The organism is Bradyrhizobium sp. CB2312 (assembly GCF_029714425.1).
In the GTDB taxonomy this organism is placed as follows: domain Bacteria; phylum Pseudomonadota; class Alphaproteobacteria; order Rhizobiales; family Xanthobacteraceae; genus Bradyrhizobium.
Genome location: NZ_CP121668.1, coordinates 4,194,108 through 4,220,475 on the forward strand (window position 1 = coordinate 4,194,108; position 26,368 = coordinate 4,220,475).

Annotated in this window: 20 protein-coding genes; 19 read left to right on the forward strand and 1 reads right to left on the reverse strand. The window is 63.6% G+C overall.

Features of this window, described 5'->3' with window-relative positions; all coding sequences use genetic code 11:
• Positions 1–262 precede the first annotated feature (262 nt).
• The 11 genes from secE (at position 263) to QA642_RS20460 (ending at position 18,242) form a co-directional block, all read left to right on the forward strand.
• Positions 263–454 (forward strand): preprotein translocase subunit SecE, encoded by a 192-nt coding sequence (secE, locus tag QA642_RS20410; RefSeq protein ID WP_027564420.1) that lies wholly within the window; start codon positions 263–265, stop codon positions 452–454.
• Complete coding sequence (nusG, locus tag QA642_RS20415; protein WP_027564419.1) at positions 454–1,008, forward strand: transcription termination/antitermination protein NusG; 555 nt, start codon at positions 454–456, stop codon at positions 1,006–1,008. Before secE ends, nusG begins: the two co-directional genes overlap by 1 nt.
• A gap of 132 nt (positions 1,009–1,140) precedes the next feature.
• Positions 1,141–1,569 (forward strand): 50S ribosomal protein L11, encoded by a 429-nt coding sequence (gene rplK / locus QA642_RS20420; protein WP_011088164.1) that lies wholly within the window; start codon positions 1,141–1,143, stop codon positions 1,567–1,569.
• Positions 1,570–1,575: 6 nt separating this feature from the next.
• On the forward strand, positions 1,576–2,268 hold the full coding sequence (gene rplA, locus QA642_RS20425; protein ID WP_035729586.1) for a 50S ribosomal protein L1: 693 nt from the start codon (positions 1,576–1,578) through the stop codon (positions 2,266–2,268).
• Between the two features lie 90 nt (positions 2,269–2,358).
• Complete coding sequence (locus tag QA642_RS20430) at positions 2,359–3,312, forward strand: 2-hydroxyacid dehydrogenase (protein WP_283086229.1); 954 nt, start codon at positions 2,359–2,361, stop codon at positions 3,310–3,312.
• Between the two features lie 585 nt (positions 3,313–3,897).
• Complete coding sequence (gene rplJ, locus QA642_RS20435; protein WP_025037001.1) at positions 3,898–4,416, forward strand: 50S ribosomal protein L10; 519 nt, start codon at positions 3,898–3,900, stop codon at positions 4,414–4,416.
• Between the two features lie 54 nt (positions 4,417–4,470).
• Positions 4,471–4,848 (forward strand): 50S ribosomal protein L7/L12, encoded by a 378-nt coding sequence (gene rplL / locus QA642_RS20440; protein WP_018647233.1) that lies wholly within the window; start codon positions 4,471–4,473, stop codon positions 4,846–4,848.
• A gap of 515 nt (positions 4,849–5,363) precedes the next feature.
• Positions 5,364–9,482 carry a DNA-directed RNA polymerase subunit beta gene (gene rpoB, locus QA642_RS20445; protein ID WP_027564414.1) on the forward strand — a complete coding sequence of 1,373 codons (4,119 nt, stop codon included), beginning with the start codon at positions 5,364–5,366 and terminating at the stop codon, positions 9,480–9,482.
• A 130-nt stretch (positions 9,483–9,612) separates the two neighbouring features.
• Entirely contained in the window at positions 9,613–13,809 is a 4,197-nt protein-coding gene (gene rpoC, locus QA642_RS20450) for a DNA-directed RNA polymerase subunit beta' (protein ID WP_283086230.1), read from the forward strand.
• Between the two features lie 193 nt (positions 13,810–14,002).
• Entirely contained in the window at positions 14,003–16,063 is a 2,061-nt protein-coding gene (locus QA642_RS20455) for an FAD-dependent oxidoreductase (RefSeq protein ID WP_283086231.1), read from the forward strand.
• 148 nt (positions 16,064–16,211) lie between these two features.
• The gene (locus QA642_RS20460) at positions 16,212–18,242 is read left to right on the forward strand and encodes an ABC transporter ATP-binding protein (protein ID WP_283086232.1); all 2,031 of its coding nucleotides are present in this window, start codon (positions 16,212–16,214) and stop codon (positions 18,240–18,242) included.
• On the opposite strand, the gene QA642_RS20465 is transcribed toward QA642_RS20460, so the two are convergent.
• Positions 18,158–19,408 (reverse strand): NAD(P)/FAD-dependent oxidoreductase, encoded by a 1,251-nt coding sequence (locus QA642_RS20465; protein ID WP_283086233.1) that lies wholly within the window; start codon positions 19,406–19,408, stop codon positions 18,158–18,160. The two genes, QA642_RS20460 and QA642_RS20465, sit on opposite strands and share 85 nt — an antisense overlap.
• Before the next feature lie 686 nt (positions 19,409–20,094).
• Between QA642_RS20465 and rpsL the strand changes: the two genes are divergently transcribed.
• From rpsL to QA642_RS20505, 8 genes are all read left to right on the forward strand, one after another.
• Positions 20,095–20,466, forward strand: coding sequence for a 30S ribosomal protein S12 (gene rpsL / locus QA642_RS20470; RefSeq protein ID WP_007603006.1), 372 nt, complete (start codon positions 20,095–20,097; stop codon positions 20,464–20,466).
• Positions 20,467–20,481: 15 nt separating this feature from the next.
• A complete protein-coding gene (rpsG, locus tag QA642_RS20475; RefSeq protein ID WP_008136420.1) occupies positions 20,482–20,952 on the forward strand; it encodes a 30S ribosomal protein S7 in 471 nt (156 codons plus the stop codon).
• 33 nt (positions 20,953–20,985) lie between these two features.
• On the forward strand, positions 20,986–23,058 hold the full coding sequence (fusA, locus tag QA642_RS20480; RefSeq protein WP_283086234.1) for an elongation factor G: 2,073 nt from the start codon (positions 20,986–20,988) through the stop codon (positions 23,056–23,058).
• Positions 23,059–23,099: 41 nt separating this feature from the next.
• Complete coding sequence (gene tuf / locus QA642_RS20485; protein WP_028177965.1) at positions 23,100–24,290, forward strand: elongation factor Tu; 1,191 nt, start codon at positions 23,100–23,102, stop codon at positions 24,288–24,290.
• Positions 24,291–24,371: 81 nt separating this feature from the next.
• The gene (rpsJ, locus tag QA642_RS20490; RefSeq protein WP_002712302.1) at positions 24,372–24,680 is read left to right on the forward strand and encodes a 30S ribosomal protein S10; all 309 of its coding nucleotides are present in this window, start codon (positions 24,372–24,374) and stop codon (positions 24,678–24,680) included.
• A 51-nt stretch (positions 24,681–24,731) separates the two neighbouring features.
• Complete coding sequence (gene rplC / locus QA642_RS20495) at positions 24,732–25,445, forward strand: 50S ribosomal protein L3 (RefSeq protein ID WP_283086235.1); 714 nt, start codon at positions 24,732–24,734, stop codon at positions 25,443–25,445.
• Between the two features lies 1 nt (position 25,446).
• Entirely contained in the window at positions 25,447–26,067 is a 621-nt protein-coding gene (gene rplD, locus QA642_RS20500; RefSeq protein WP_018647243.1) for a 50S ribosomal protein L4, read from the forward strand.
• A complete protein-coding gene (locus QA642_RS20505; RefSeq protein ID WP_027564406.1) occupies positions 26,064–26,366 on the forward strand; it encodes a 50S ribosomal protein L23 in 303 nt (100 codons plus the stop codon). The genes rplD and QA642_RS20505 overlap by 4 nt, the downstream gene beginning before the upstream one ends.
• Positions 26,367–26,368 lie beyond the last annotated feature (2 nt).

A 26,368-nucleotide genomic window follows, 5' to 3' on the forward strand; every position in this document is an offset into this window, starting at 1 on the left:
TCATTGATCCGGATCAGGTCTGCGCGCGGTTGCCGCGGGCATCCGGGCTCCGCCACACCTTGACCTTTGGCCCCATCCGCAGTAGATACCCGGCACTCGCAGCCGGCCCGTTGAGATGCGGATATCCGGCGCGGCTTTAAATCCCCGAACAATCGAGCCCGGTTTCCGGCTCATCCTTCGCGACAGAGGGCTGGGCCAACGGCGGCTGTTCGGGTCCCCGAAATTCATGCGCGTCTGGCGACGGACGTTGGACATTCAAACGATGGCAGTCAGCCCGTTCAAGTTCTTGCAGGAAGTGCGCTCGGAGACCGCCAAGGTCACCTGGCCGACCCGTCGTGAGACCACGATCACCACCATCATGGTGTTCGTGATGGTCGCCGTGGCCTCGGTCTTCTTCTTCGCCGCCGACCAGATCATCCGCTACCTCATCACCTTCCTCTTGGGCATTCACTGATGGCAACAGCAACCGCTCAATTGACCGACAAGCGCTGGTACATCGTCCACGCCTATTCGAACTTCGAGAAGAAGGTCGCCGAATCGATCCGCGAGCAGGCCAAGCAGCGCGGGCTCGAGGAGCTGTTCGAGCTGGTGCTGGTTCCGACCGAGAAGGTCACGGAAGTGCGCCGCGGCCGCAAGATCGACGCCGAGCGCAAGTTCTTCCCGGGCTACGTGCTGGTGAAGATGAAGCTGACCGACGAGGCGTTTCATCTGATCAAGAACACCCCGAAGGTCACGGGCTTCCTCGGCGCGGAAAACAAGCCGATGCCGATCTCGGAAGCCGAGGCCATGCGCATCCTGCACCAGGTGCAGGAGGGCGTGGAACGGCCGAAGGCGTCGGTGTCGTTCGAGATCGGCGAGAACGTGCGCGTGGCCGATGGCCCGTTCGCCTCGTTCTCGGGTGTGGTCGAGGAAATCGACGAGGCCCGCTCGCGCGTGAAGGTCGCGGTGTCGATCTTCGGCCGCGCAACGCCGGTCGAGCTGGAATTCGGTCAGGTCGAGAAGGTCTGACCGGACGAGGCGTGAGGCTTTTGGGCCTCACGTAACAAGAGGCCGTGGGAGGACGAGGGCGGTTGCCAGCCGCTCAAGATCCCGACCACGAACCTGAAACCGCCGGCCCTGCCGGCACAACAGGAGTGATACATGGCAAAGAAAGTGACCGGATACCTGAAGCTTCAGGTCCCGGCCGGTGCGGCGAATCCTTCGCCCCCGATCGGTCCCGCGCTCGGTCAGCGCGGTCTCAACATCATGGAGTTCTGCAAGGCGTTCAACGCCCAGACCCAGAAGGAAGAGAAGAACACCCCGATCCCGGTGATCATCACCATTTACGCGGACCGTTCCTTCACCTTCGAGATGAAGACGCCGCCGATGTCCTACTTCCTCAAGCAGGCCGCCAAGATCCAGTCCGGCTCGAAGGCGCCGGGCCGTGACAAGGCCGGCAAGGTGACCAAGGCGCAAGTGCGCGAGATCGCCGAGAAGAAGATGAAGGACTTGAATTGCGACACCATCGAATCGGCCATGAAGATGGTCGAGGGCTCCGCCCGTTCGATGGGTCTGGAAGTTGCGGGGTAAGCGGTCATGGCAATCGGAAAGCGTTTGAACAAAGCCCGCGAAGGCATTGACCGCGAAAAGCTTTACCCGCTCGCGGACGCCATCAAGATGGTCAAGGAGCGCGCGAAAGCGAAGTTCGACGAGACCATCGAGGTTTCGATCAATCTCGGCGTCGATCCGCGTCACGCCGACCAGATGGTCCGCGGCGTCGTGACCCTGCCGAACGGCACCGGCCGTACGCTCCGCGTCGGCGTGTTCGCCCGCGGCGCCAAGGCTGACGAAGCCAAGGCCGCCGGTGCCGACGTCGTCGGCGCCGAGGACCTGGTCGAGAAGGTGCAGAACGGCTCGATCGATTTCGACCGCTGCATCGCCACCCCCGACATGATGCCGCTGGTCGGCCGTCTCGGTAAGGTGCTGGGCCCGCGCGGCCTGATGCCGAACCCGAAGATCGGCACCGTGACCATGGACGTCACCGGTGCGGTGAAGGGCGCCAAGGGCGGCTCGGTCGAGTTCCGTGTCGAGAAGGCCGGCATCCTGCAGGCCGGCGTCGGCAAGGCCTCGTTCTCCGAGGAGAAGCTGGTCGAGAACATCAAGGCTCTGGCCGATGCCGTCTCGAAGGCGAAGCCGGCCGGCTCCAAGGGCACCTACATCCAGCGCGTTGCGGTGTCCTCGACGATGGGCCCGGGTGTGAAGGTTGAGCCGGGCACCATTCTCGGCTGAGGTTTGGAAATTGCATGAGGCGAGGGGCGGAATTGGGCAACCGATTCCGCCCCTTTCGTTTGTCTGCGGGATTCACCGGAAACAAGAACAATGGCTGACAAGGTCCTGATCTATTCGCGCTTTCCCAAGACGATGATGGCGCGCTTCGCCGAGCGGTTCGAGCTGCTCGACACCGGTGGCAAGCCCGCGCACGAGGTGTTTCCGGCCGGCGAGCTCGGCGACATCCGCGCGATGCTGACCGCGGGCGGCTCGCCGCTCGGCGCGGAGGCGATGGACCTGTTTCCGGAGCTCGGCACCATCGTCTGCTATGGCACCGGCTATGACGGCGTCGATCTGAAGGCCGCCGCCGCCCGCAACATCGCGGTCGGTCACAGCCCGGGCGCAAACGCCGCCTCGGTCGCCGACATCGCGATGACCCTGATGCTGGCGACGACGCGGCGGATTTTGGTGGCCGACCAATATGTCCGCAGCGGCGACTGGGCCGCGTCGAAGCAGTCGCCGATGATGCGGCCTCAGGCCGGCATGCCCGGCCGCCGCATCGGCGTCTACGGCATGGGCGAGATCGGCCGCAAGATCGCCGCACGCTGCGCCGCCTTCGAGAGCGAGGTCGGCTATTTCAGTCGCACCAAGTACGATCTGCCGTATCAGTATTTCCCGTCGCTGGAGGCGCTGGCCGACTGGTGCAGCGTGCTGATGATCGCGGTCCGGGCGGGGGCCGAGACCCAGCACGTCGTCAATGCCGATATCCTGAAGCGCCTCGGCGCGGACGGCTATGTCGTCAATATTTCCCGCGGCTCTGTGATCGACGAGAAGGCCCTGGTCGCGGCGCTCACCGACAAGACCATTGCCGGCGCCGGCCTCGACGTCTTCGAGAAGGAACCGCACGCCCCCGACGCGCTGACCGCGCTGCCCAACGTCGTGTTCGCCCCGCATATCGGCGGCCATACCCTGGACTCGCATGTCGCCATGCAGAACTGCGTGCTGGCAAACCTCACCGCGTTTTTCGCTGGCGAGCCGCTGCCTTACGCGGTCAAATCGGCCTGAATCGGCCCTTATCGGCCCGTCTCAGGCCCGGCCGGCATCAGATTGGAACTGGTGTGAATTTTGCTCTTGGCAAGCGGGCAGAGAGCGGTTAAAGAACCGCCTCCGGACGTGCCGGCCTCGGCTGGCGCGTTCGTGCACGCATTCCGAAAACCCGACACGGCAGGAGATCATTCCTTTTCAGGACGTCCGCGAGGATTTGCCCGAAAAGGAAGGAAAAACTGTCGGCCGGTAGGGGTGCGGGCAGAGGTCGGGCGGTTCGCCGGCTGACCTTGTCCTGTCCAAGACTGCAGGCGCCCGCGGGGAGTTTCGATTTCTCAACGGCTTAATCGCATGGCCTGCATAGACGGGTGAAGACCGGATTTCACTTCGCACCCAGCTTTAAGGGCTGGCTTCGCGAAACGGGTCTGGTTCGGACCTCGACACGCCGTGGACCTCTAAGGGGTTCCCGGAGGGCAGGCTTTGAATCGTCGTCGTGCCCGGCGTGTCCTGGGGGATTTGGCCCCGAGGTTCAGGTTTGGGTGGGACGATGGGTGCAACCCGGCGGTCCCGCTTCTCGCGATGACCGCCAACCGGAGAGAGCTTGCTGTGGAACGAGCGGCAAAAAAGGAAGCGGTCGAACAGCTCAATGAGGTCTTCAAGACCACGAGCGTCGCGGTCGTTGCTCAATATTCCGGCCTCACCGTCGCCCAGATGCAGAAGCTGCGCCAGCAGATGAAGCAGGCGGGCGCTGCGGTGAAGGTCTCGAAGAACCGTCTCGCCAAAATTGCTCTTGAAGGCACTGACGTCGTTGCCATCGGCCCCATGCTGAAGGGACCGACCGTGATCGCCACTTCGAACGATCCGGTAGCGGCGCCAAAGGTCGCCATCGAATTCGCCAAGGCGAACGAAAAGTTCGTCATCGTCGGCGGATCGATGGGGAAGACCGTCCTGAATGTCGACGGCGTGAAGGCGCTTGCCTCGCTGCCGTCGCTTGACGAACTGCGCGGCAAGATCGTCGGCCTCATCGTGGCCCCGGCGACCAAGCTGGCTCAGCTCGCCAACGCGCCCGCGGGCAAGCTCGCGCGCGTCATCCAGGCTCATGCCTCAAAGGGCGAAGCGGCCTGACGCCCTTCGCAAAACTCAAACCCGAACCAGACATACACGTAAGGAAACTGAACAATGGCTGACTTGCAGAAGATCGTTGACGACCTCTCGAGCCTCACCGTGCTCGAAGCCGCTGAACTGGCGAAGCTCCTCGAAGAGAAGTGGGGCGTTTCGGCTGCCGCGGCTGTCGCCGTGGCCGGCCCGGCTGGTGGTGGCGCTGCCGCCGCTCCGGCGGAAGAGAAGACCGAGTTCACGGTCGTTCTCGCCTCTGCCGGCGAGAAGAAGATCGAGGTCATCAAGGAAGTCCGCGCCATCACCGGTCTCGGCCTCAAGGAAGCAAAGGACCTCGTCGAGGGTGCTCCGAAGCCGCTGAAGGAAGGCGTGAACAAGGAAGAAGCCGAGAAGATCAAGGCCCAGATCGAGAAGGCTGGCGCCAAGGTCGAGCTGAAGTAACGCAAGTTACTTCAGCGAAATCCCGGGCTCGCGAAGCGAGACCCGGGATCGTCCCAAGATCGTGGATGGCCGGGTCAAGCCCGGCCATGACGATCGGAAAGACCGAGGCCGGATGCAAAAGGCGTGCGACGGAACGACCCGACGCAGGCCGAACACGAAAAAGTGTGGGGATTTGAGGGTTTGACCCTCGAATCTGCACTATTGTCGCCCCATATCGGGTCGACAGCACGAAAGCACGGTGGGCAGGGATGCCGGATTTCCCTGTAAGCCGTTGGGAGAGCAGGCTATTTCGGGCTTTTGCAGTCCGTGAAGACGATCGTTGTGACGGGCGGGCGCGCAGCAGCGCCCCGCGCGTCGTTTTGCGTTTTGAAGGTCTGAAGAACAGATTCAGGACATTCCCGCCTGAAACTGAGTTTCCGGCCCCCAAAGCGGGTTCGAAAAATTCAACCCGGAGAGCGGTGGCAGCCGCGTTCCGGACGGCGCGCCCAGAGCGGGCGACGAAATGAGAGGCCACGATGGCGCAGCAGACATTCACCGGTCGCAAACGCGTTCGCAAGTTCTTCGGACACATCAAGGAAGTCGCCGAGATGCCGAACCTCATCGAGGTTCAGAAGGCGTCCTATGACCAGTTCCTGATGGTCGACGAGCCCACCGGCGGCCGTCTCGACGAGGGTCTGCAGGCGGTGTTCCGCTCGGTGTTCCCGATCTCCGACTTTTCGGGCACCTCGATGCTGGAATTCGTCCGCTACGAGTTCGAGCAGCCGAAATACGACGTCGACGAGTGCCGCCAGCGCGGCATGACCTTCGCGGCTCCCCTCAAGGTGACGCTGCGCCTCATCGTGTTCGATATCGACGAGGAAACCGGCGCGAAGTCGGTCAAGGACATCAAGGAGCAGGACGTCTACATGGGCGACATCCCGCTCATGACGATGAACGGCACCTTCATCGTCAATGGCACCGAGCGCGTCATCGTCTCGCAGATGCACCGTTCGCCCGGCGTGTTCTTCGACCACGACAAGGGCAAGACCCATTCCTCGGGCAAGCTGCTGTTCGCTGCCCGCGTGATCCCGTATCGCGGCTCCTGGCTCGACATCGAGTTCGACGCCAAGGACATCGTCTATGCGCGTATCGACCGTCGCCGCAAGATTCCGGTGACGTCGCTGATGTTCGCGCTCGGCCTCGATGGCGAAGCGATCCTGTCCACGTTCTACAAGAAGATCCTCTACAAGCGGACCAAGGAAGGCTGGCGCGTTCCGTTCGACGCCAACCGTTTCCGCGGCTACTCGACCGTCAACGACCTGATCGACGCCGACACCGGCAAGGTCGTGCTCGAGGCCGGCAAGAAGCTCACCGTCCGTGCCGCCCGCCAGCTCCAGGAGAAGGGGCTGAAGGCGCTGCGCATGGCCGATGAGGAGCTGGTCGGCAACTACGTCGCCGAGGACCTCGTCAATCCGAAGACGGGTGAGATCCATGCTGAGGCCGGTGAGGAAATCACCGACAAGCTGATGAAGGCGCTCAACGAGCAGGGCTACAAGGAGCTGCCGCTGCTCGACATCGACCACGTCAATGTCGGCCCCTACATCCGCAACACGCTCTCGGCCGACAAGAACATGACGCGCGAGGACGCGCTGTTCGACATCTACCGCGTGATGCGTCCGGGCGAGCCGCCGACGCTGGAATCGGCGCAGGCCATGTTCCAGTCGCTGTTCTTCGACGCCGAGCGCTACGACCTCTCCGCGGTCGGCCGCGTCAAGATGAACATGCGCCTCGACCTCGATGCGCCGGACACCCAGCGCACGCTGCGCAAGGAAGACATCCTCTCGGTCATCAAGACCCTGGTGGACCTGCGCGACGGCAAGGGCGAGATCGACGACATCGACCATCTCGGCAACCGCCGTGTGCGCTCGGTCGGCGAGCTCATGGAGAACCAGTACCGCATCGGCCTGCTCCGCATGGAGCGCGCGATCAAGGAGCGCATGTCCTCGGTCGACATCGACACGGTCATGCCGCAGGACCTGATCAACGCGAAGCCCGCGGCTGCCGCCGTGCGCGAGTTCTTCGGCTCCTCGCAGCTCTCGCAGTTCATGGACCAGACCAACCCGCTCTCGGAGATCACCCACAAGCGTCGTCTCTCGGCGCTTGGACCGGGCGGTCTGACCCGCGAGCGCGCCGGCTTCGAAGTCCGCGACGTGCATCCGACCCATTACGGCCGTATCTGCCCGATCGAGACGCCGGAAGGTCCGAACATCGGCCTGATCAACTCGCTCGCGACCTTCGCGCGCGTGAACAAGTACGGCTTCGTCGAGACGCCTTACCGCAAGGTCAAGGACGGCCGCGTCACCGACGAGGTCGTGTACCTCTCGGCGATGGAAGAGGGCCGCTACACGGTCGCGCAGGCCAACGTGCCGCTCGACCCGAAGGGCCGCTTCACCGAAGACCTCGTGGTCTGCCGTCACGCCGGCGAAGTTCTGCCGGTGACGCCGGACAAGGTCGACTACATGGACGTGTCGCCGAAGCAGCTCGTTTCGGTCGCCGCGGCGCTGATCCCGTTCCTCGAGAACGACGACGCCAACCGCGCGCTGATGGGCTCGAACATGCAGCGCCAGGCGGTGCCGCTGGTTCGCGCCGAGGCGCCGTTCGTCGGCACCGGCATGGAAGGCGTGGTTGCGCGTGACTCGGGTGCCGCGATCGCGGCACGCCGTTCCGGCGTGATCGACCAGATCGACGCCACCCGCGTCGTCATCCGCGCCACGGAAGATCTCGATCCGACCAAGTCGGGCGTCGATATCTACCGCCTGATGAAGTACCAGCGCTCCAACCAGTCGACCTGCATCAACCAGCGTCCGCTGGTGAAGGTCGGCGACATCGTCAAGAAGGGCGACATCATCGCCGACGGTCCGTCGACCGATCTCGGCGAGCTCGCGCTCGGCCGGAACGTGCTCGTCGCGTTCATGCCGTGGAACGGTTACAACTTCGAAGACTCGATCCTGCTCTCCGAGCGGATCGTGAAGGAAGACGTCTTCACCTCGATCCACATCGAGGAGTTCGAGGTGATGGCGCGCGACACCAAGCTCGGGCCTGAGGAAATCACCCGCGACATTCCGAACGTCTCGGAAGAAGCGCTGAAGAACCTCGACGAAGCCGGTATCGTCTACATCGGCGCGGAAGTGCGCGCCGGCGACATCCTGGTCGGCAAGATCACGCCGAAGGGCGAAAGCCCGATGACGCCGGAAGAAAAGCTGCTGCGCGCCATCTTCGGCGAGAAGGCCTCCGACGTCCGCGACACCTCGCTGCGCGTTCCTCCGGGCGTGCAGGGCACGATCGTGGAAGTGCGCGTGTTCAACCGTCACGGCGTCGACAAGGACGAGCGTGCGCTGGCGATCGAGCGGGAAGAGATCGAGCGTCTGGCCAAGGACCGCGACGACGAGCAGGCGATCCTGGACCGCAACGTCTACAACCGTCTTGCCGAGCTGCTCGAGGGGCGGCAGGGCATTGCCGGTCCGAAGGGCTTCAAGAAGGACACCAAGATCACCCGCGCGGTGCTCGAGGAGTACCCGAAGTCGCAGTGGTGGCTGTTCGCTTCGCCCAACGACAAGCTGATGGCCGAGATCGAGGCCATGCGGAAGCAGTACGACGAGTCGAAGAAGGGGCTTGAACAGCGCTTCCTCGACAAGGTCGAGAAGCTCCAGCGCGGTGACGAATTGCCGCCCGGCGTGATGAAGATGGTCAAGGTCTTCGTCGCGGTGAAGCGCAAGATCCAGCCCGGCGACAAGATGGCCGGCCGCCACGGCAATAAGGGCGTGGTGTCGAAGATCGTGCCGATCGAGGACATGCCGTTCCTCGAAGACGGTACGCATGCCGACATCGTGCTCAACCCGCTGGGCGTGCCCTCGCGCATGAACGTCGGACAGATCCTCGAGACCCATCTCGGCTGGGCCTGCGCCGGCCTCGGCAAGCGTATCGGCCAGACGGTCGATGCCTATCTGTCGAAGCAGGACATCAAGCCGCTGAAGGAAACCTTGAAGAAGGTCTACGGCGAGGATGAGACCATCAAGACGCTCAACGACAACGAGCTGCTTGAGCTTGGCCACAACCTCAGCCGCGGCGTGCCGATCGCAACCCCGGTGTTCGACGGCGCCAAGGAAGCCGACATCGAGGAGATGCTGAAGCTCGCCGGTCTGGACGCTTCGGGTCAGTCGACCGTCTATGACGGCCGCACCGGCGATGCCTTCGATCGCAAGGTGACGGTGGGCTACATCTACATGCTCAAGCTGCACCATCTGGTCGACGACAAGATCCATGCGCGTTCGATCGGTCCGTACTCGCTCGTCACCCAGCAGCCGCTGGGCGGCAAGGCGCAGTTCGGTGGCCAGCGCTTCGGCGAAATGGAGGTGTGGGCGCTCGAGGCTTACGGCGCGGCGTACACGCTCCAGGAGATGCTGACGGTGAAGTCGGACGACGTCGCCGGCCGCACCAAGGTGTACGAGGCGATCGTGCGCGGCGACGACACGTTCGAGGCCGGTATTCCGGAATCGTTCAACGTGCTGGTCAAGGAAATGCGCTCGCTCGGCCTCAACGTCGACCTGCACAACTCCAAGATGGGACCGGCGCCGACGTCGGAAGCGGCCGAGTAATTCGACCTTTCATGCCCGGCCGTTGACGGCCGGGCATCGGCGCCCGGCCTGAGGCCTTGAGGGCAGGGCGCCCTGCTCGAGTGATTTTCGAATTTGCGGCCGGAGGCGACCGGCACGCGAGGAGAAGACGATGAACCAAGAAATTATGAATCTCTTCAACCCGACGACGCCGGCTCAGGTCTTCGACCAGATCCGGATCTCGATCGCGTCTCCAGAGAAGATTCTGTCCTGGTCCTACGGCGAGATCAAGAAGCCGGAGACCATCAACTACCGTACCTTCAAGCCCGAGCGCGACGGCCTGTTCTGCGCCCGCATCTTCGGGCCGATCAAGGACTACGAGTGCTTGTGCGGCAAGTACAAGCGCATGAAGTACAAGGGCATCATCTGCGAGAAGTGCTCGGTCGAGGTCACGCTGTCGCGCGTCCGGCGCGAGCGCATGGGCCATATCGAGCTCGCCGCGCCCGTCGCCCACATCTGGTTCCTGAAGTCGTTGCCCTCGCGCATCGGCCTTCTGCTGGACATGACGCTGAAGGATCTCGAGCGGATCCTCTACTTCGAATACTACGTCGTGCTCGAGCCGGGTCTCACCGCGCTCAAGGACCGTCAGCTGCTGTCGGAAGACGAGTATCTGAAGGCGCAGGACGAATACGGCCAGGACAGCTTCACCGCCATGATCGGCGCCGAAGCGATCCGCGAGCTGCTCAAGGGCATGGACCTCGAGAAGCTCGAGGCCTCGCTGCGCGTCGAGATGCAGGAGACCGACTCCGACATCAAGCACAAGAAGCTCGCCAAGCGCCTGAAGATCGTCGAAGCGTTCCGCCACTCCGGCAACAAGCCGGAATGGATGATCATGACCGTGGTTCCGGTGATTCCGCCGGATCTGCGTCCGCTGGTGCCGCTCGACGGCGGCCGCTTCGCGACCTCGGACCTCAACGACCTCTACCGCCGCGTCATCAACCGCAACAACCGCTTGAAGCGGCTGATGGAGCTGCGCGCGCCCGACATCATCATCCGCAACGAGAAGCGCATGCTTCAGGAAGCGGTCGATGCGCTGTTCGACAACGGCCGCCGCGGCCGCGTCATCACGGGCGCCAACAAGCGTCCGCTGAAGTCGCTCGCCGACATGCTCAAGGGCAAGCAGGGCCGCTTCCGTCAGAACCTGCTCGGCAAGCGCGTCGACTATTCGGGCCGTTCGGTGATCGTGGTCGGTCCCGAGCTGCGCCTGCATCAGTGCGGCCTGCCGAAGAAGATGGCGCTCGAGCTGTTCAAGCCGTTCATCTATTCGCGGCTCGACGCCAAGGGCCTGTCCACCACCGTGAAGCAGGCCAAGAAGCTGGTCGAGAAGGAGCGGCCCGAGGTCTGGGACATCCTGGACGAGGTGATCCGCGAGCACCCGGTGCTGCTCAACCGCGCCCCGACGCTGCATCGTCTCGGCATTCAGGCGTTCGAGCCCGTGCTGATCGAGGGCAAGGCGATCCAGCTTCACCCGCTGGTCTGCTCGGCCTTCAACGCCGACTTCGACGGCGACCAGATGGCCGTGCACGTTCCGCTGTCGCTCGAAGCGCAGCTGGAAGCGCGCGTCCTGATGATGTCGACCAACAACATCCTGCATCCGGCCAACGGTCAGCCGATCATCGTGCCGTCGCAGGACATCGTGCTCGGTCTCTACTACGTCTCGATCATGCGCGAAGGCCTGCCCGGTGAGGGCAAGGTGTTCGGCGACATGGCCGAGCTCGAGCACGCGCTGCACGCCAAGGTCATCCACCTCCACACCAAGATCAAGTACCGGTGGGAGGGCATGGACGAGACCGGCAAGGTCTCCAAGCGCTGGATCGAGACCACCGCCGGCCGCGTCATGCTCGGCAACCTGCTGCCGAAGAACCCGCGCGTCACGTACGAGATCATCAACAAGCTGATGACCAAGCGCGAGATCTCGGGCGTCATCGACCAGGTCTACCGCCACTGCGGCCAGAAGGAGACGGTGATCTTCTGCGACCGCATCATGGCGCTCGGCTTCTACAACGCGTTCAAGGCCGGCATCTCGTTCGGCAAGGACGACATGGTCGTGCCGCACGGCAAGTGGAAGATCGTCGACACCACCCGTACGCTGGCGAAGGATTTCGAGCAGCAGTACAACGACGGCCTGATCACGCATGGCGAGAAGTACAACAAGGTCGTCGACGCCTGGTCGAAGGCCACGGAAGAAATCGCCAAGGCGATGATGAAGGAGATCTCCGCCACCAAGAAGACGGCGAGCGGAGCCGATGCCGACATCAACTCGATCTACATGATGGCCCACTCCGGTGCCCGCGGTTCGCCGGCCCAGATGCGCCAGCTCGCCGGCATGCGCGGCCTGATGGCCAAGCCGTCGGGTGAGATCATCGAGACGCCGATCATCTCGAACTTCAAGGAAGGCCTCTCGGTGCTCGAGTACTTCAACTCGACCCACGGCGCCCGCAAGGGCCTCGCGGATACCGCGTTGAAGACCGCGAACTCGGGCTACCTGACCCGTCGTCTCGTCGACGTCGCGCAGGACTGCATCATCACGCAGTCCGACTGCGGCACCAAGCTCGGCATCAAGATGCGCGCCATCGTCGATGCCGGCACCGTGGTTGCCTCGCTCGGCTCGCGCATCCTCGGACGCACGGCCTGCGAGGACATCCGTGACAGCTCGGGCAAGGTGATCATCAAGCGTGACACGCTGATGGAAGAGAGCCATCTGGAAGCCATCCAGCAGGGTGGTGTGCAGGAGGTGAAGATCCGCTCGGCGCTGACCTGCGAGCTCGTCAACGGCATCTGCGGCAAGTGCTACGGCCGCGACCTCGCCCGCGGCACGCCGGTCAACCACGGTGAAGCCGTCGGCGTCATCGCGGCGCAGTCGATCGGCGAGCCGGGTACCCAGCTGACCATGCGCACCTTCCACATCGGTGGTGCGGCGCAGCTCAACGAGCAGTCCTTCGTCGAAGCCAGCTTCGACGGCAAGATCGTGATCAGGAACAAGGCCATCGCCCGCAACAGCGAAGGTCACCTGATCGCGATGGTGCGCAACATGGTGGTGGCGATCGTCGATGCCGACGGCACCGAGCGTGCGACGCACCGCGTCCAGTACGGCTCGCGCCTGCACGTCGACGAAGGCGACATGGTCAAGCGCGGCCAGCGCGTCGTCGAGTGGGATCCCTACACCCGTCCGCTCCTCACCGAAGTCGAAGGTACGATCGGCTTCGAGGACCTGGTCGAGGGGCAGTCGATCTCGGAAACGCTCGACGAGGCCACCGGCATCGCCAAGCGCGTGGTCATCGACTGGCGCTCGACCCGCGGCGGCTCGGACCTGCGTCCGGCCATCGTGGTCAAGGGCAAGGACGGCAAGGTGCTCAAGCTCGCCCGTGGCGGCGATGCCCGCTACATGCTGTCGGTCGACGCCATTCTCTCGGTCGACGTCGGAGCCAAGGTCAATCCGGGCGACATCCTCGCCCGTGTCTCGACCGAAAGCGCCAAGACGCGTGACATCACCGGCGGTCTGCCGCGGGTGGCGGAACTGTTCGAGGCTCGGCGTCCGAAGGATGCGGCGATCATCGCCGAAATCGCGGGCACCATCCGGTTCGGTCGCGACTACAAGAATAAGCGTCGCATCTCGATCGAGCCGATGGACAAGACCGAGGAGCCGCGCGAGTACCTGATCCCGAAGGGCAAGCACATCCACCTTCAGGACGGCGACGTCGTCGAAAAGGGCGACTTCATCGTGGAAGGCAACCCGGCGCCGCACGACATCCTTGCGGTCAAGGGCATCGAGGAGCTCGCGGCCTATCTGGTCAACGAGATCCAGGAGGTCTACCGGCTCCAGGGCGTGCTCATCAACGACAAGCACATCGAGGTGATTGTCCGTCAGATGCTCCAGAAGGTGGAAGTCACCGACCAGGGCGATACGGACATGATCTCCGGCGAGCAGGTCGACAAGATCGAGTTCGACGCGCTGAACGAGAAGGCCAAGGAAGAGGGCAAGAAGCCCGCCACGGGTACGCCGGTTCTGCTCGGCATCACCAAGGCGAGCCTCCAGACGCGCTCGTTCTTCTCGGCGGCCTCGTTCCAGGAGACCACCCGCGTCCTCACGGAAGCGGCGGTCAACGGCAAGATCGATCCGCTCGAAGGGCTCAAGGAGAACGTCATCGTCGGCCGGCTGATCCCGGCGGGCACCGGCGCCTCCATGGCCAAGATCCGCGAAGTCGCGATGAAGCGCGACAAGCTGATCCTGGACGAGCGCGAGAAGCAGGCGGCCGTCGTGTCGCCGGCTCCGGAAGCGGAGCTTCCTGCGCTGCCGCCCGCGGAATGATCGTTCATCCGTAAGAATACCGAGGACAATGAAAAGGCCGGCGCAAGCCGGCCTTTTTGCTGCTTTGTTTGCCTGTTGCGGTGCGGGATCAACCTTTGTTCATCTTTCCTTCAGGCGGAAAAGCGCTTCTGCTAGGGCAGCTTAGACCGGTGGATCCCGTGACGGGGGCAGGGCCGGAGACCACGGAACTGACATGCTTGATCTCGCAATCGTAGGCGGCGGCCCCGGCGGGCTGATGAGTGCCTGGTATCTGAAGCGTAAGCTCGGCGACCTCTGCCGCGTCACCATCTTCGAGGCATCCGACCGGCTCGGCGGCAAGATCGTCACGCGCAAATTCGATTCCGCCCCGGCGATGTACGAGGCCGGCGTTGCCGAGATCTACGACTACTCGATGACCGGTCCGGACCCGCTGCGCGAGCTGATCCAGCATTTCGGACTTCAGACCATTCCGATGGACGCCGAGCAGGTGCAGTTCGGCGGCGAGCTACTCGACGATGTCGCGGGCATGCGCCGCAGATACGGCGCCAAGACCGCGGCCGCGATCGAGGCGTTCCGCGAGCGCTGCTCGGAGGTGATGTCGCCGATCGAATATTACGAAGGCGTCGGCGCGCACGACAACGAGAATCCCTGGGCCTACAAGACCGCCGAGCAGGTGCTCGACGAGGAGGTCGAGGACGAGACCGCAAAGCGCTTCTTCAAGGTGATGGCGCGCTCGGACATCGCGACCGAGAGCCACAACACCAACGGCCTCAACGCGCTCAAGAACTACCTGATGGATGTCGACGGCTATATCGGCCTTTACTCCATCCAGAACGGCAACGAGCAGCTGATCGAGTGCCTGCAGTCGGAGGTCAACGCCGACATCCAGCTCAATCACCGCGTGCTCACCGTCGGCAAGGCGCCGACCGGCCGTTATCAGCTCAAGATGATGAACGGCAAGGGTCCGGAGACGCGCGACTTCGACCTCGTGCTGGTCTGCCTGCCGCATTCCTGGCTCGCCACCATGGGGTGGGAAGGCGAGCAGCTGCGCAAGTCGATGGTCAAGCACGTTTCCTATTTCGACCGTCCCGCGCATTATCTGCGTGTCTCGATCCTGTTCGACACCCCGTTCTGGGGCGAGAAGATCCCCGGCGCCTGGTTCATGTCGGAGGCCTTCGGTGGCTGCTGCGTCTACAACGAGGGCGCGCGCCACGACGTCGGCAAGCACGGCGTGTTGAACTGGCTCATTCCCGGCTCCGATGCGCTGGCCTTCGCCAACCTCTCGGACCAGGAGCTGATCGACGCTGCGCTGAAATCGCTGCCGGCCTCGCTCGGCGATGCCCGCGCGCATTTCATGGAAGGTAAGATCCACCGCTGGCTGTCGTCGGTGAACGCGCTGCCAGGCGGCTTGCCCGTGCGCGACGTCATGACCAATCACCGGCCGGAGCCGAAGGAACATCCCGGCATCGTCGTGGTCGGCGACTATCTGTTCGACTCCACGCTGAACGGCCTGCTCGACTCCTCGGATGCCGCGACCGACATCATCCTGACCGAGATGATGCGCCTGCGCCGCGAGCGCGCGCAGGACGACCAGCCGATCTCCGACAAGATCGACCGCGACTATTTCGAGAACTATCGCGGCCTCGGCCCGTACAGCGAAGCGTGGAAGCACTTCACCGATCCCGATTATCTCACAAAACTGATCGGCATCGTCTGGGGCAAGGCAAAGGGCTCAAAGCTCCTGGTCGCGGGCTCGGCCAGCGGCGAGCTGGTGGGCGCGCTGCGCGAGCGCGGCATCGATGCCTGGGGCATCGAGAACAACCGCGCCATCCACGCCAAGACGCCGAAGGCGCTGAAGAAGTACAACAAGCTCGGCTCGATCACCGACATGCCATTCAAGGACGGCAGCTTCGACTTCGTGTTCGAGACCAGCCTCTGCCACGTGTCCCCGAAGCAGGTGGTCCGCGCGATCCGCGAGCTCAACCGCGTGGTCAGGACCGGTCTCGTGTTCGGCTCGATCACCTCGGACATGGCCTCGGTGGTGATCGACCGCTACGACCTCTTGCGCGGGGTCAAGAAGCTCGGCACCTGGTGGGAATGGTCCGAGCTGTTTTTCGGCAACGGCTTTGACCTGTCGATGCACCGCAAGGACTGCACCGACGCGCTCTGGGAGGCGACGCTTGCCGCGGGCAAGGGCCCGGGTCAATGGTACGCCGACGCCGACAGCTTGCGTTATTCGTTCTTCGACAAGGTCGAGGACGAGGACGACGACTAGCTCTCGAGGAACGACTAGCTCTCAAGGATCGGGTGAATTCGCCAATTGTTTTGCCGAATTCATTTTGATCGCATAGAATCGGTGCAATAGCGGCTCTCCGCTATCTCTTTCTCTGCGGTCATGCCGGCCGTCAGCATCGGTTGGTTTCATGGCGTCCAAGCCTCTCTCGCCCGACAAACAGAAGCTCGCCGCCGAAGAGGCGACCGAGCTCGACGACAAGCTTGCCGCCGCCAAGCCGGACCTCGAAGACGACGAGGACGATGAAGACGAGGAGGATGACGAGCTGGAGCTCGATGATGACGATGAGGACGAGGACCTCGTCGTCTTTACCGCGCGCGAGGCCGCCGGCGCGCTCGCGACCATCCTGGGTTTCGTCAAGCCTTTCCTCGCCAACTACAAGCGGATGCTGTCGTTCGTGGCGTTCGGCGTCGTCGTCGAGACGCTGTTCAACGTCATCATGCCGCTCAGCCTGAAATACCTGATCGACGATGCGCTCGGCGAGGAGGATTTCCAGGCGCTGTACAAGATCCTCGGCGTGCTCGCGGTCGCCGGCATCCTCACCTCCATCATCGCGGTCTGGTACGAGCGCTGGGACGCGCGGCTGGCCGCCTGCATCATCTCCGACGTCCGCAAGCGCCTGTTCGAGCACGTCCAGGAGCTGCCGGCGGCCTATTTCGGCCGCACCAAGCGCGGCGAGATCCTGTCGCGCTTTTCCGTCGACCTCTCGGCGTTCGAAGGCTCGGTGAAGACCTTCGCCAACAGCGCGGCGCTGCCGTTCCTGGAACTGGTCGCCGGCATCATCCTGATGTTGTTTTTGAACTGGCAGCTCGCCGTGGTCGCGCTGCTGGTGTTCCCGATCACGCTGATCGGCCCGCGCATCCTCACCCCGAAGGCGGTGCAGGCCAATTACGAGCAGAAGCTCAACGAAAGCGCGCTGCTCGGCATGGTGCAGGAGAACGTGGCGGCGCAGGCGGTGATCAAGGCGTTCAGCCTGCAGCGCAAGATGTTCGGCTTCTTCCGTTTCCGCAACGACGAGACCCGCAACAGGATCGCCTCCGCCGCGTTCCTGTCGACCATGGTGGAGCGGACGGTCACCATCTCCGTGCTCTTGCTGCACCTCGTGGTGCTCGCGATCGGCGCGTATCTGGCGACCAAGGGCCAGATCACCATCGGCACCTTCGTCACCTTCGAGAGCGCGTTCTGGGAGGTCTCCTACAACATCGCCCATGTGATGCACTTCATCCCGGTGTCAATCTCCTCGGCCGCCGCGATCCGCCATATCCAGGAGCTGCTCGACGAGCCGACCCGCGGCGCCGACCGTCCCGGCGCACCCGACCTGCCGCGCATCACCAACGACATCACCTTCGACCACGTCACCTTCCAGTACGAAGGCAGCCAGACGCCGGTGCTGGACAATCTCAGCCTCAAGCTCAACGTCGGCAGGAGCATCGCCATCGTCGGGCCCTCGGGCTCGGGCAAGAGCACGCTGCTCAATTTGATCCTGCGGCTCTATGTGCCCGACGAGGGCCGCGTCACCATCGACGGCGTCGACGTGCGCAAGGTGACGCTGGATTCGCTGCGCCGGAGCATGGCGGTCGTGTTCCAGGAGAACATGCTGTTCAACATGTCGATCCGGGAGAACATCCGGCTCGGCAAGGAGGGCGCGACCGACGAGGAGGTGGAGGAGGCAGCGAAGAAGGCCGAGATCCACCGCTACATCATGAGCCTGCCGCAGCGCTACGACACCCCGGTCGGCGAGCGCGGCGACACACTCTCGGGCGGCCAGCGCCAGCGCATCGCGATCGCGCGCGCGATCATCCGCAATCCCTCCGTGCTGCTGCTCGACGAGGCCACCTCGGCGCTGGACCAGACCACGGAGGCCGCGATCAACCGCACGCTGCTGAAGGTCGCCAAGGGCCGCACCATGATCTGGTCGACCCACCGCCTGACCTCGGTGGTCGAGATGGACGAGATCATCGTGATTTCAGGGGGCAGGGCGATCGAGCGCGGCTCGCATGCCGAACTGCTCGCCAAGAACGGCACCTATCGCAAGCTGTGGAACGACCAGATGCACCAGCCGCACGGCGCTGCGGCTCAGGCCGATGACGACAGCGAGGATGACGACGAGGAAGACGACGACCTCGAGGATGATGAGGACGAGGACGACGAGGAGGAGTGACCGAGGAAGTTCGGCTCCAGGTCGAAGGCGCCTCCGAGCGGCCGCAATAGCCCCTGAATCGACCAGGCCATGAAACGCGCCCAGCGCTGTGCCGTCCAGTAGAGGCCTGGCGCGGTCGAGACTGCGCGGAAATCGAACGCCTTCGCCGCCGACCATTCGTCGCAGGCCCGCTTGATGGGATCGGCGTAGAATGCGGCGACCTTCGCCGCATCCATCCCGTCGGAGGCGAGCCATTGCGGGATGTAGACATTGCAGAGCCGCTCGACGTCCGTGAAGACCTTGTCGCAGCCGGTGCCCGCGGCGGGGCAGGAGGTCGCGAAGGCATCGCCCACCAATACGAGGCCGGGCTGGCCGCTTGCGTCGTTCACATAGAGATCGACCGGGCGGATCTTGATCTCGCCGGGAATGTCGAACGGGCCGGTGATGCGCCTCAGCCGCGGCAGGGCGGCGTTCAGCGTCTCGGCCGGCCTGCGCCGCAGCTCGCTGAGCCAGGGATCGTCGAAGCTGCGGTAGACGAACAGATTGGCGCGCATCCGCGGGCCGATCGGAAACAGCGTGATGTAGGGAATGCGGTCGCTCGGTCGCTCCGAGAAATAGGTCAGTGCGGGGAAATCGAACGAATTCCGCCCCGCCGGCACCACGTCGAATCCGATTGAGATCGAATGGCAGGCGCTGACGACCTTCCGCACGATGCCGAGCTGGTGGCGCAGGCCGACATTGAGGCCGTTGGCGAGCACGACGAGGCGGGCCGAGATCGTCTCGTCATTGGAGAGCAAGATCCGCTGCCGCTCCCCGCTGGCCTCGACCGAAACGGCCTTGGCGCAGATGCGCTCGACACACGCAGGGATCTCGTCGCGGACCGCGGTGACCAGGGAATCGTAGAGGATGTTGAACTGCCGGCTCGGCGCCTTGTCGAGCAGATGGCCGAACCGTGCGATCCAGTTCTCGCCGGCAAAGGTGGCGCGGCGCAGGACCGATTCTCCGATTCCGGTCTTCAGGAATCGCTCGACCTGGACATGACCGCTGAGTTTCTCGACGCGAAAATCCGCCGGATAGCTCTCATGCGGATCGATCATCACTGTCGAAATGCCGGCGCGGCCGAGCATCGCAGCGGCGGTCGAGCCGGACAAACCCCCGCCGATGATGGCAATGTCGGTGTACCGCATGGCGTAAATCTCTGCCGATGGCGGCAGATTGCCGCACCAACAGGAAAAAAAGCCTTAGCGAGGGATATAAAAGTATATTTCGCCCGGATGTAAATGGGCCGCTGGGGTAGCGGAACAGGGGGCCCATGCCCATATCCGGACGGCGCGGTGAGTGCGGCAAACAGTGATTTCGACAGTCGCGAGAAGCGTTTTTGACTGTCGTTTCACCTTGACTTGACCGATTCTCACTTATAGAAAGCGCCTCACTTAACGACAGGCGGTGAGCATCGCCAACGTCGGAACGGGCCACCCGTTGACCGCCAGGGACCATATCCCGGGGGTTCGTTTAAGGCGGGCACCAACCTCGACGAATGCCGCTCAAACGCTGTCGATCATAGCTAGGCAATGCCAGTGCGATTTTAGTTCTCTTGAGCTCGTTCTCTTGAGATCGAATTCGGATGCATGACCTCGGTGCGCAGGCCGCGGCTTTACGCTGATCGGCCTCAAATATCGCGGTCCTCTGTGGCGTCGAAGCGCTTTCCGCTCGTTGATGGAGCGGTTGGCGCAATTTCGCTTTGCGCGGATTGTTCCGCAAAAAGCGGCCTCGTCGGGCGGGTGGCTCGAGAAGAATTTGCGGTTCCGGCGACGGGCCGTGCCAAGACAGCGGGCCCGGAAGGGGCCGCGACAGAACAAAGGGTAAGGCCAGGATGCCGACGATCAACCAGCTGATCGCTCAACCGCGTGAAGTGCAGAAGTCGCGCAAGAAGGTGCCGGCGCTGCAGCAGTCGCCGCAGAAGCGCGGCGTTTGCACGCGCGTCTACACCACGACCCCGAAGAAGCCGAACTCGGCGCTTCGTAAGGTCGCCAAGGTGCGCCTGACCAACGGCTTCGAGGTGATCGGCTACATCCCCGGCGAGGGCCATAACCTCCAGGAGCACTCGGTGGTCATGATCCGCGGCGGCCGCGTCAAGGACTTGCCCGGCGTGCGCTACCACATCCTCCGCGGCGTTCTGGATACCCAGGGCGTCAAGAACCGTAAGCAGCGTCGTTCGAAGTACGGCGCCAAGCGTCCGAAGTAAGCGGGAACCAGCTCAATGTCTCGTCGCCACTCAGCGGAAAAGCGCGAAGTTCTCCCGGATCCGAAGTTCGGGAACATCATCGTCACGAAGTTCATGAACTCGGTGATGTACGCCGGCAAGAAGTCGGTCGCCGAAGGCATCGTCTATGGTGCGTTCGGTATCATCGAGAGCAAGACCAAGCAGAACCCGCTCGGCGTGTTCGAGCAGGCGCTCGAGAACGTCATGCCGACGATCGAGGTTCGCTCCCGCCGCGTCGGCGGCGCGACCTACCAGGTTCCGGTCGAGGTTCGCTCGACCCGCCGGCAGGCCCTTGGCATTCGCTGGCTGATCTCGGCTGCGCGCGAGCGCAACGAGAAGACGATGACCGAGCGGCTCTCGGCGGAGCTCTTGGACGCATCGAATAACCGGGGGAACGCCGTCAAGAAGCGTGAAGACGTGCACCGGATGGCGGAAGCCAACCGCGCCTTCTCGCACTATCGCTGGTAACGGCGAAACAAACGGACTCGCAAGGAACACCCCATGCCCCGCCAACATGCCATCGAGGACTACCGTAACTTCGGTATCATGGCGCATATCGACGCCGGCAAGACCACGACGACCGAGCGCATCCTCTATTACACCGGCAAGAGCCACAAGATCGGCGAAGTGCACGAAGGTGCCGCGACGATGGACTGGATGGAGCAGGAGCAGGAGCGTGGCATCACGATCACCTCGGCTGCGACCACCGCGTTCTGGAACGGCAAGCGCCTGAACATCATCGACACTCCCGGCCACGTCGACTTCACCATCGAGGTCGAGCGTTCGCTGCGCGTGCTCGACGGCGCCGTCTGCGTGCTCGACTCCAACCAGGGCGTCGAGCCCCAGACCGAGACCGTCTGGCGCCAGGGCGACAAGTACAAGGTTCCGCGCATCGTCTTCGCGAACAAGATGGACAAGATCGGCGCCGACTTCTTCAAGTGTCTGGCCGACATCGTCGACCGTCTGGGCGCCAAGCCCGTCGCCATCCAGCTGCCGATCGGTGCCGAGAACAACTTCAAGGGTCTCGTCGACCTCGTGAAGATGAAGGGCGTCGTCTGGAACGATGAAGCGCTCGGCGCGAAGTTCGACTATGTCGACATCCCGGAAGACCTCGTCGACCAGGCCAAGGAATATCGCGAGAAGATGGTGGAAGCCGCCGTCGAGCTCGACGACGACGCCATGGCCGCTTATCTCGACGGCAAGGAGCCGGACGAGGCGACCCTCAAGCGCCTGATCCGCAAGGCGGTGCTGACCGGCGCGTTCTATCCCGTGCTGTGCGGCTCGGCCTTCAAGAACAAGGGCGTGCAGCCGCTGCTCGACGCCGTCGTCGACTACCTGCCGTCGCCGCTCGACGTGCCCGCGATCAAGGGCACCGACGACAAGGGCAACGAAGTCGTGCGCAAGGCGGACGACAAGGAGCCGCTGGCGCTGCTCGCGTTCAAGATCATGGACGACCCGTTCGTCGGCACCATCACCTTCTGCCGCATCTACTCCGGTATCCTGCAGAGCGGCACCGGCGTCGTGAACTCGACCCGCGAGAAGAAGGAGCGCATCGGGCGCATGCTACTCATGCATGCGAACAACCGCGAGGACATCAAGGAAGCCTATGCCGGCGACATCGTCGCGCTGGCCGGCCTGAAGGAAGCGCGCACCGGTGACACGCTGTGCGATCCCGACAAGCAGGTGATCCTGGAGAAGATGGAATTCCCCGAGCCGGTCATCGAGATCGCGATCGAGCCGAAGTCCAAGGCCGACCAGGAGAAGCTGGGCGTGGCGCTGGCCAAGCTCGCCGCGGAGGATCCGTCCTTCCGCGTGTCGACCGACCACGAGTCCGGCCAGACCATCCTCAAGGGCATGGGCGAACTGCATCTCGACATCAAGGTCGACATCCTCAAGCGCACCTACAAGGTGGACGCCAACATCGGCGCGCCGCAGGTTGCGTTCCGTGAGCGCGTCACCAAGCGGGTCGAGCACAGCTACACCCACAAGAAGCAGACCGGCGGTACCGGCCAGTTCGCGGCCGTGTCGTTCATCGTCGAGCCGAACGAGCCCGGCAAGGGCTACGAGTTCGAATCGAAGATCGTCGGCGGCGCGGTGCCGAAGGAATACATCCCCGGCGTCGAAAAGGGCCTGGAGAGCGTGCTCTCGTCCGGCGTGGTCGCGGGCTTCCCCGTGGTCGACGTCAAGGTGCAGCTCGTCGACGGCAAGTATCACGACGTCGACTCGTCGGCGCTCGCCTTCGAAATCGCCTCGCGCGCCTGCTTCCGCGAAGCGCTGCAGATGGGCAAGTCCGTCCTGCTCGAGCCGATCATGAAGGTCGAAGTGGTGACCCCGGAAGACTACACCGGCTCGGTCATCGGCGACCTGAATTCCCGGCGCGGTCAGATCCAGGGTCAGGACATGCGCGGCAACGCCAACGTCATCAACGCGATGGTGCCGCTCATGAACATGTTCGGTTACGTGAACAACCTGCGCTCGATGAGCCAGGGTCGCGCGACCTTCACCATGCAGTTCGACCACTACGCAGAAGCGCCGGCCAACGTGTCGGCAGAAGTCCAGAAGAAGTTTGCCTGATTGTCGTCGGTCTGAAAGCTGACGATTGAACGGAGAGTCAAATGGCCAAAGCAAAGTTTGAACGTAACAAGCCGCACTGCAACATCGGCACCATCGGTCACGTCGACCATGGCAAGACGTCGCTGACCGCGGCGATCACCAAGATCCTCGCCGAGACCGGCGGCGCGACGTTCACCGCGTACGACCAGATCGACAAGGCGCCGGAAGAGAAGGCTCGCGGCATCACCATCTCGACCGCGCACGTCGAGTATGAGACGCAGAACCGCCACTACGCCCACGTCGACTGCCCCGGCCACGCCGACTACGTGAAGAACATGATCACCGGCGCCGCCCAGATGGACGGTGCGATCCTGGTCGTGTCGGCTGCTGACGGCCCGATGCCGCAGACCCGCGAGCACATCCTGCTCGCCCGCCAGGTCGGCGTGCCCGCGCTCGTCGTGTTCCTCAACAAGTGCGACATGGTCGACGATCCGGAGCTGCTCGAGCTCGTCGAGCTCGAAGTCCGCGAGCTGCTCTCGAAGTACGAATTCCCCGGCGACAAGATCCCGATCATCAAGGGTTCGGCGCTGGCCGCTCTCGAAGATTCGGACAAGAAGCTCGGCCACGACGCCATCCTCGAGCTGATGCGCAACGTCGACGAGTACATCCCGCAGCCGGAGCGTCCGATCGACCAGCCGTTCCTGATGCCGGTTGAAGACGTGTTCTCGATCTCGGGCCGCGGTACCGTCGTGACCGGCCGTGTCGAGCGCGGCGTCGTCAAGGTCGGCGAGGAAATCGAGATCGTCGGTCTCCGCGCCACCCAGAAGACCACCGTCACCGGCGTCGAAATGTTCCGCAAGCTGCTCGATCAGGGCCAGGCCGGCGACAACATCGGTGCGCTGCTCCGCGGCACCAAGCGTGAGGACGTCGAGCGCGGCCAGGTTCTGGCCAAGCCGGGTTCGGTCAAGCCGCACACCAAGTTCAAGGCTGAGGCTTACATCCTCACCAAGGAAGAGGGCGGTCGCCACACCCCGTTCTTCACCAACTACCGTCCGCAGTTCTACTTCCGCACCACCGACGTGACCGGTGTCGTGCACCTGCCGGAAGGTACCGAGATGGTGATGCCGGGCGACAACATCGCGATGGAAGTGCACCTGATCGTGCCGATCGCGATGGAAGAGAAGCTCCGCTTCGCGATCCGCGAAGGTGGCCGCACCGTCGGCGCCGGCGTCGTCGCCTCGATCATCGAGTAATTACGAGAATAGGGACGGCGAGTAGCGAGTGGTGACATTCGCTATTCGCTATTCGCCACCCACTGAAGAGAGACCACGGCAATGAACGGCCAAAACATTCGTATCCGTCTCAAGGCGTTCGACCATCGTATCCTCGATACGTCGACCCGCGAGATCGTGAACACGGCGAAGCGCACCGGCGCGCAGGTCCGCGGACCCATTCCGCTGCCCACCCGCATCGAGAAGTTCACCGTCAACCGTTCGCCCCACGTCGACAAGAAGAGCCGCGAGCAGTTCGAGATGCGCACCCACAAGCGCCTGCTCGACATCGTCGATCCGACCCCGCAGACCGTCGATGCTTTGATGAAGCTCGACCTGGCCGCCGGTGTCGACGTCGAGATCAAGCTCTAAGATTTTGGATCCCGTTCGCGAAAGCGGACAAAGAGAACAGGAAGCAAGCCGATGCGCTCCGGAGTGATCGCACAAAAGGTCGGGATGACGCGGGTCTTCACGGAGGCCGGCGAACATATCCCCGTGACCGTGCTGAAGCTCGGCAATTGCCAGGTCGTAGGCCACCGCACCGAAGAGAAGAACGGTTACGTCGCGCTCCAGCTCGGTTCTGGCGCCCGCAAGACCGTTTACATGCCCAAGGCGGAACGCGGCCAGTTCGCGGTCGCCAAGGTCGAGCCGAAGCGCCGGGTCGAGGAATTCCGCGTCACCGCGGATGCCATGATCCCGGTCGGCGCCGAGATCCAGGCCGACCATTTCGTCGTCGGCCAGTTCGTCGACGTCACCGGCACCTCGGTCGGTAAGGGCTTCGCCGGCGGTATGAAGCGCTGGAACTTCGGCGGTCTGCGCGCCACGCACGGTGTGTCGATCTCGCACCGCTCGATCGGTTCGACCGGTGGTCGTCAGGACCCCGGCAAGACCTGGAAGAACAAGAAGATGCCCGGCCACATGGGTGTCGACCGCATCACCACGCTCAATCTGCGCGTCGTTCAGCTCGACGTCGAGCGCGGCCTGATCCTTGTCGAAGGCGCCGTTCCCGGCTCCAAGGGCGGCTGGATCCGCGTGCGTGACGCCGTCAAGAAGCCGCTGCCGAAGGAAGCTCCGAAGCCCGGCAAGTTCAAGGTTGCTGGCGACGCGGACGCCGCTCCGGCTGCGCAGGAGGCGTGAGATGGAACTGAAGGTCACCACCCTCGAAGGTAAGGAAGCGGGCTCGGTCCAGCTGTCCGACGCCATCTTCGGTCTCGAGCCGCGCGAGGACATCATCGCGCGCTGCGTGCAGTGGCAGCTCAACAAGCGCCAGGCCGGCACGCACAAGGCCAAGGGCCGCGCCGAGATCTGGCGCACCGGCAAGAAGATGTACAAGCAGAAGGGCACCGGCGGTGCTCGTCACGGCTCGGCCCGCGTGCCGCAGTTCCGTGGCGGTGGCCGTGCCTTCGGTCCGGTGGTGCGTTCGCACGCCACCGACCTGCCGAAGAAGGTCCGCGCGCTCGCGCTCAAGCATGCGCTCTCGGCCAAGGCCAAGGACGGCGATCTCGTCGTGATCGAGAAGGCCGCGCTGGAAGCCGCCAAGACCAAGGCGCTGCTGGGTCACTTCTCCGGCCTGGGGCTGACCAACGCGCTGATCATCGACGGCGCCGAGCTCAACAACGGCTTTGCCGCCGCGGCCCGCAACATCCCCAACATGGACGTGCTGCCGATCCAGGGCATCAACGTCTATGACATCCTGCGCCGTCAGAAGCTCGTTCTGACCAAGGCCGCCATCGATGCGCTGGAGGCGCGCTTCAAATGAGCAAGAACATCGAGCCTCGCCACTACGACGTGATCCTGTCGCCGGTCGTGACCGAAAAGGCCACGATCGCCTCGGAGCACAACAAGGTGCTGTTCAAGGTGGCCGCGAAGGCGACCAAGCCGCAGATCAAGGAAGCGATCGAGAAGCTGTTCGACGTCAAGGTCAAGAGCGTCAACACGCTGGTCCGCAAGGGCAAGACCAAGGTCTTCCGCGGCAATCTCGGTTCGCAGTCGAACTCCAAGCGCGCGATCGTGACCCTCGAAGAGGGCCATCGGATCGACGTGACCACCGGTCTGTAAGG

Bases quoted from the DNA above. Each gene is read 5' to 3' on its own strand.
- QA642_RS20455 (WP_283086231.1), top strand. From the start codon at position 14,003: ATGCTTGATCTCGCAATCGTAGGCGGCGGCCCCGGCGGGCTGATGAGT.
- rpsG (WP_008136420.1), top strand. From the start codon at position 20,482: ATGTCTCGTCGCCACTCAGCGGAAAAGCGCGAAGTTCTCCCGGATCCG.
- rpoB (WP_027564414.1), top strand. From the start codon at position 5,364: ATGGCGCAGCAGACATTCACCGGTCGCAAACGCGTTCGCAAGTTCTTC.
- rplL (WP_018647233.1), top strand. From the start codon at position 4,471: ATGGCTGACTTGCAGAAGATCGTTGACGACCTCTCGAGCCTCACCGTG.
- QA642_RS20460 (WP_283086232.1), top strand. From the start codon at position 16,212: ATGGCGTCCAAGCCTCTCTCGCCCGACAAACAGAAGCTCGCCGCCGAA.
- secE (WP_027564420.1), top strand. From the start codon at position 263: ATGGCAGTCAGCCCGTTCAAGTTCTTGCAGGAAGTGCGCTCGGAGACC.
- rplK (WP_011088164.1), top strand. From the start codon at position 1,141: ATGGCAAAGAAAGTGACCGGATACCTGAAGCTTCAGGTCCCGGCCGGT.
- rpsJ (WP_002712302.1), top strand. From the start codon at position 24,372: ATGAACGGCCAAAACATTCGTATCCGTCTCAAGGCGTTCGACCATCGT.
- fusA (WP_283086234.1), top strand. From the start codon at position 20,986: ATGCCCCGCCAACATGCCATCGAGGACTACCGTAACTTCGGTATCATG.
- rplD (WP_018647243.1), top strand. From the start codon at position 25,447: ATGGAACTGAAGGTCACCACCCTCGAAGGTAAGGAAGCGGGCTCGGTC.
- QA642_RS20505 (WP_027564406.1), top strand. From the start codon at position 26,064: ATGAGCAAGAACATCGAGCCTCGCCACTACGACGTGATCCTGTCGCCG.
- nusG (WP_027564419.1), top strand. From the start codon at position 454: ATGGCAACAGCAACCGCTCAATTGACCGACAAGCGCTGGTACATCGTC.
- QA642_RS20430 (WP_283086229.1), top strand. From the start codon at position 2,359: ATGGCTGACAAGGTCCTGATCTATTCGCGCTTTCCCAAGACGATGATG.
- rplC (WP_283086235.1), top strand. From the start codon at position 24,732: ATGCGCTCCGGAGTGATCGCACAAAAGGTCGGGATGACGCGGGTCTTC.
- tuf (WP_028177965.1), top strand. From the start codon at position 23,100: ATGGCCAAAGCAAAGTTTGAACGTAACAAGCCGCACTGCAACATCGGC.
- rplA (WP_035729586.1), top strand. From the start codon at position 1,576: ATGGCAATCGGAAAGCGTTTGAACAAAGCCCGCGAAGGCATTGACCGC.
- rpoC (WP_283086230.1), top strand. From the start codon at position 9,613: ATGAACCAAGAAATTATGAATCTCTTCAACCCGACGACGCCGGCTCAG.
- QA642_RS20465 (WP_283086233.1), bottom strand. From the start codon at position 19,408: ATGCGGTACACCGACATTGCCATCATCGGCGGGGGTTTGTCCGGCTCG.
- rpsL (WP_007603006.1), top strand. From the start codon at position 20,095: ATGCCGACGATCAACCAGCTGATCGCTCAACCGCGTGAAGTGCAGAAG.